Source organism: Clavibacter lycopersici (assembly GCF_003576405.1).
Classification (GTDB): Bacteria; Actinomycetota; Actinomycetes; order Actinomycetales; family Microbacteriaceae; genus Clavibacter; species Clavibacter lycopersici.
This window is the reverse complement of the sequence record NZ_QWGT01000253.1, coordinates 1-3,775: the sequence shown is the minus strand read 5'-3', so window position 1 is coordinate 3,775 and position 3,775 is coordinate 1. Positions and strand designations below refer to the sequence as shown.

The window sequence follows — 3,775 nt, the reverse complement described above, 5'->3', positions numbered from 1 at the left end:
GCCCCGACCGCGCCGCCACCCGCAGCGCCCGCCGGCCCCGAGGCCCCCGCCGACGTGTCCCGCCGCCGACGGCGCGTCCTCACCGCGTCGTTCATCGGCACCACCGTCGAGTACTACGACTTCTACCTCTACGCCACGGCGTCCGCGCTCGTGTTCGGCAGCCAGTTCTTCCCGAACCAGACGCCCGCGGTCGGCCTGCTGTCGTCGTTCGCCGCGTACGGCGTCGGCTTCCTCGCCCGGCCCATCGGCGGGATCGTCGCCGGTCACCTCGGCGACCGCATCGGCCGCAAGCGCATGCTCGTCTACTCGCTCGTGCTCATGGGGATCGCGTCGACCCTCATCGGCGTCCTGCCGACCTACGCGACCATCGGCCTCGCGAGCGTCGTCGGCCTCGTGTTCCTGCGGCTCGTGCAGGGCATCGCGGCGGGTGCCGAGTGGGGCGGATCCGCGCTGCTCTCCGTCGAGCACGCCCCCGCTCACCGCCGCGGCCTGTTCGGCGCGTTCACGCAGATGGGATCCGCGGGCGGCATGCTCCTCGCGACCGGCGTCTTCGCGGCGACGCGCTTCTCGCTCGGCGAGGAGCAGTTCCTCGCGTGGGGCTGGCGGCTGCCGTTCCTCCTCAGCGCCGTGCTCGTGGGCGTTGGCCTCGTGATCCGCCTGCGCGTGGAGGACGCGGCCGAGTTCCGCGACATCAAGGAGTCGGGGAAGGTCGAGCGCTTCCCGCTGGGCGTGGTGCTGCGGAAGCACCCGCGCGCCGTGCTGATCACCGCGGGCCTCCGCCTCGTGCAGCCCGCGCTCTACTCGATCCTCACCGTCTACACGCTCTCCTACCTCGCCGAGAAGCGCGGCGACTCGGGCAGCGCGCTCACGGCGGTGCTCATCGTCTCGGCGCTCAGCGTGCTGACGACGCCGCTCTGGGGCTGGATCTCCGACAAGGTCGGCCGCCGCCGCCTCACCATCGCGAGCGCCGCCGGCATCGGGATCCTCATCTGGCCGTTCTTCGCGTTCCTCGACTCGGGCCCGCTGCTGCTCCTGCCGCTCGTCTTCGCGCTGGGCATGAACGTCTTCCACGACTCCATCTACGGCCCGCAGGCCGCGTGGTTCGCCGAGCAGTTCCCGACGGGCGTCCGCTACAGCGGCGTCTCGCTCGGCTACCAGGTCGGCAGCATCTTCTCCGTCGGCCTTACGCCGCTGCTCGCGGTGCTGTTCCTGCAGTGGGGCGGCGGATCCCCCTGGATCCTCTGCGCCTACATCGGCCTCTACGCGGTGCTGACGATCGCGGCGGCGCTGGCGGCGAAGGACCCGGCCAGGGACGCGATCGCGGAGCGGCGGGCGGTTGCGGCCGCGGCCTCTCCGGACGCCGATGTGCCCGCATCGGTCTCCGCCGATCTCCGGGAGCGGGAGCGCGCGACGGCGCGCTAGGACCTCGTCGGTCGAGGGGGTGGGGCGGAGACGTCCCACCCCCTCGTCGCGTCCGGCGCTCGTCCGTCGATCCCCGCCGCCCGTATCGTGTCGGCATGACCGCGCCGACCGTCCGCCCCGCCGTGCCCGACGACGCCGACGGGATCGCCGAGGTCCACATCCGCGCCTGGCGGGAGACGTACGCGCACCTGCTGCCGGCTTCCTACCTCAACGGGCTCGACGTCGCGACCCGCGCCGAGCAGTGGCGCGGGACGCTGGCCTCCTCGTCCGCCGCGCCGCCGTTCGTCGCCCTCGACGGCGACCGCATCGTCGGCTTCGCCCTCGCGGGACCGGCGCGCGACGAGGATCCACCGCGCCCGTTCCAGCTCTACGCGATCAACGTGGTCGCGTCTGCACACGGCTCGGGCGCGGGCCAGGCCCTGTTCGATGCGGCCGTCGGCGACTCCCCCGCCTACCTCTGGGCGGCCGACGACAACCCGCGCGCCGAGGCGTTCTACCGCCGCAACGGGTTCGCGCGGGATGGCGGGGTGGAGACGCAGACGTTCCAGGGCGCGGAGATGGTCACGGTGCGGATGGTGCGGTGAGGTTGCCCGGGCGGGCGTCGTGGGGTAGCCCGGGAATCAGCATCTAATCGTGAGGCCGTAGCACCCGGTCTTCGCCCTGGGGCTCATGTTCGATCACGTGAGACCTCAGCCGTGCCGGGATCAGGCAAGGACCCCGCTTTCAAGCGCATGACGCGCTCGACGGCGCGGAGGCGTACGACGAGCTCTCCACGGACCTCCATCAAAGCGAACTGCCAACGCTCGGGATCGGCCTCGTTCAAGCTCTTGAACTCGCGTGTCCACGCTGCCATCTCCTGGAGGAGCGCGCGAAGCCGATGGTCCGGAGCGATCTGATCCCTGATCAAAGCGATCTGTGCTTGTGCGCTCTGAACGCTCTTACGGCACCTGTCAGGATCGTCGCCTAACGGTGAGGTGACGGACGGCGAGATAGGCATGAATGCGCGTCGCATGGCGAGGTCATCGGCGAGGTTCCTGACGAGTTGCTCATTAGACCGGCGCTGTTGGACCAGATAGGTGATCAGACCTATGGCGACGGTGAGCATTGCTCCGATGGTGGCGACGAGGATGTCGGGCCAAAAAGTCGCCCACATTCCCGACGAGACGGCTGCGACAGCAGTCACATCGTGTTCCAGTGGTTCTTGCCGTTGGCATCCGGTCCCTTGCCGCCGCACTTGTAGCTGCGACCGTTCGCCGCCTGGGCGACGTTGCCGATGTCGGCGTTGGAGCAGAAGGCGCCGGGGATGATGAGCCCGGTCTGCTGCGCCGGCTCGGGAGCCGGGGCGGCCGGAGCCGGTGCGGGAGCAGGTGCGACGGGCGCGGGAGCGGGAGCAGGAGCGGCCGGCTGCTGGACAGGTGCGGGCGCCACCGTCGGCGCGACCGTGGGCTCCGGCGTCGGCGTCGGGGCGGGCGCCAGCAGAGTGAGCGTCACGGTGGATCCGGTGTCGACGCGGGATCCGGCGACCGGGCTCTGCGACTTGACGGTCATGCCATCGGTGACGCTCGGCACCACGCCGGACTCGAGCACGTACTGGACCACGTAGCCGGCCTCGCGGAGGAGCGTGCGGGCGTCAGTCGCGGACTTCGCGCTGACGTCCTCGACGACGTGCACCACGGGGGTCGGCGACGCGGTGGGCGTCGGAGTAGGGCTCGGAGATGCGCTCGTGGCGGCGGCCAACGCAGGCGCCGGAGCCGACCCGGAAGCACCCGCAGGCAGAGCCGCGCCGATGATCAGCAGCAGGACCGCGCCGACCGCGGTAGCGGTGCCGCGCGGACGCGAGGTCAGGGCGGGCACGAACCCGCGACGCCCGAAGACGACCGTGTACAAGGCGGCCGCGAGGGCGACCAGGCCGAGGGACACGAACATGCCGCGGTAGCCGCCGCCCGCTGAGCTGAGGAGGATGACGAGCGCGGCCACGGTCGCGACGATCCAGGTCGCCGCCGGGTGCATCCCCGGACGCGTATCGGCGAGCACCGCTGCAGGAGCCGCAGGAGCGACCGGCGCCGCGACCGCATGCTGTCGCGTCGGCACCGGCATCACGACGGTCGCCGCAGCCGCGCCGGCGCTCTTCTCCCAGGCCGCGGCCTCGCGCTCCGCGGCCTTCGCCTGCATCGCCGCCTCGCGCTGCGCGAGCTTCACGGCCCGCTGATGCTCGGCCTCAGCAGCGCGCACAGCCTTCGCCTGCGCTGCCTCCGCCGCCCGCATGGCTTTCTCGCGCGCTGCCTCAGCGGCCTGGGCGCTCCGCGCGGCGTCCGCCTGCGGCGAGGCTGCGACGGCCGCCGTGGCCGCTGCG

General features: G+C 72.0%; 4 protein-coding genes. 2 read left to right on the top strand and 2 right to left on the bottom strand.

Annotation, left to right across the window (positions count from 1 at the left end):
* Both DZG00_RS13305 and DZG00_RS13300 read left to right on the top strand, forming a co-directional pair.
* Positions 1 to 1,422, top strand: a 1,422-nt coding sequence (locus tag DZG00_RS13305) for an MFS transporter (protein ID WP_311135919.1), incomplete at its 5' end; no start/stop codon positions are given.
* Positions 1,423 to 1,517: 95 nt separating this feature from the next.
* The gene (locus DZG00_RS13300; protein ID WP_119381232.1) at positions 1,518 to 2,006 is read left to right on the top strand and encodes a GNAT family N-acetyltransferase; all 489 of its coding nucleotides are present in this window, start codon (positions 1,518 to 1,520) and stop codon (positions 2,004 to 2,006) included.
* A gap of 83 nt (positions 2,007 to 2,089) precedes the next feature.
* On the opposite strand, the gene DZG00_RS13295 is transcribed toward DZG00_RS13300, so the two are convergent.
* Entirely contained in the window at positions 2,090 to 2,527 is a 438-nt protein-coding gene (locus DZG00_RS13295) for a hypothetical protein (protein WP_147360007.1), read from the bottom strand.
* Between the two features lie 74 nt (positions 2,528 to 2,601).
* Positions 2,602 to 3,654 (bottom strand): PASTA domain-containing protein, encoded by a 1,053-nt coding sequence (locus DZG00_RS17160; protein ID WP_233550138.1) that lies wholly within the window; start codon positions 3,652 to 3,654, stop codon positions 2,602 to 2,604.
* Between the last annotated feature and the right edge of the window lie 121 nt (positions 3,655 to 3,775).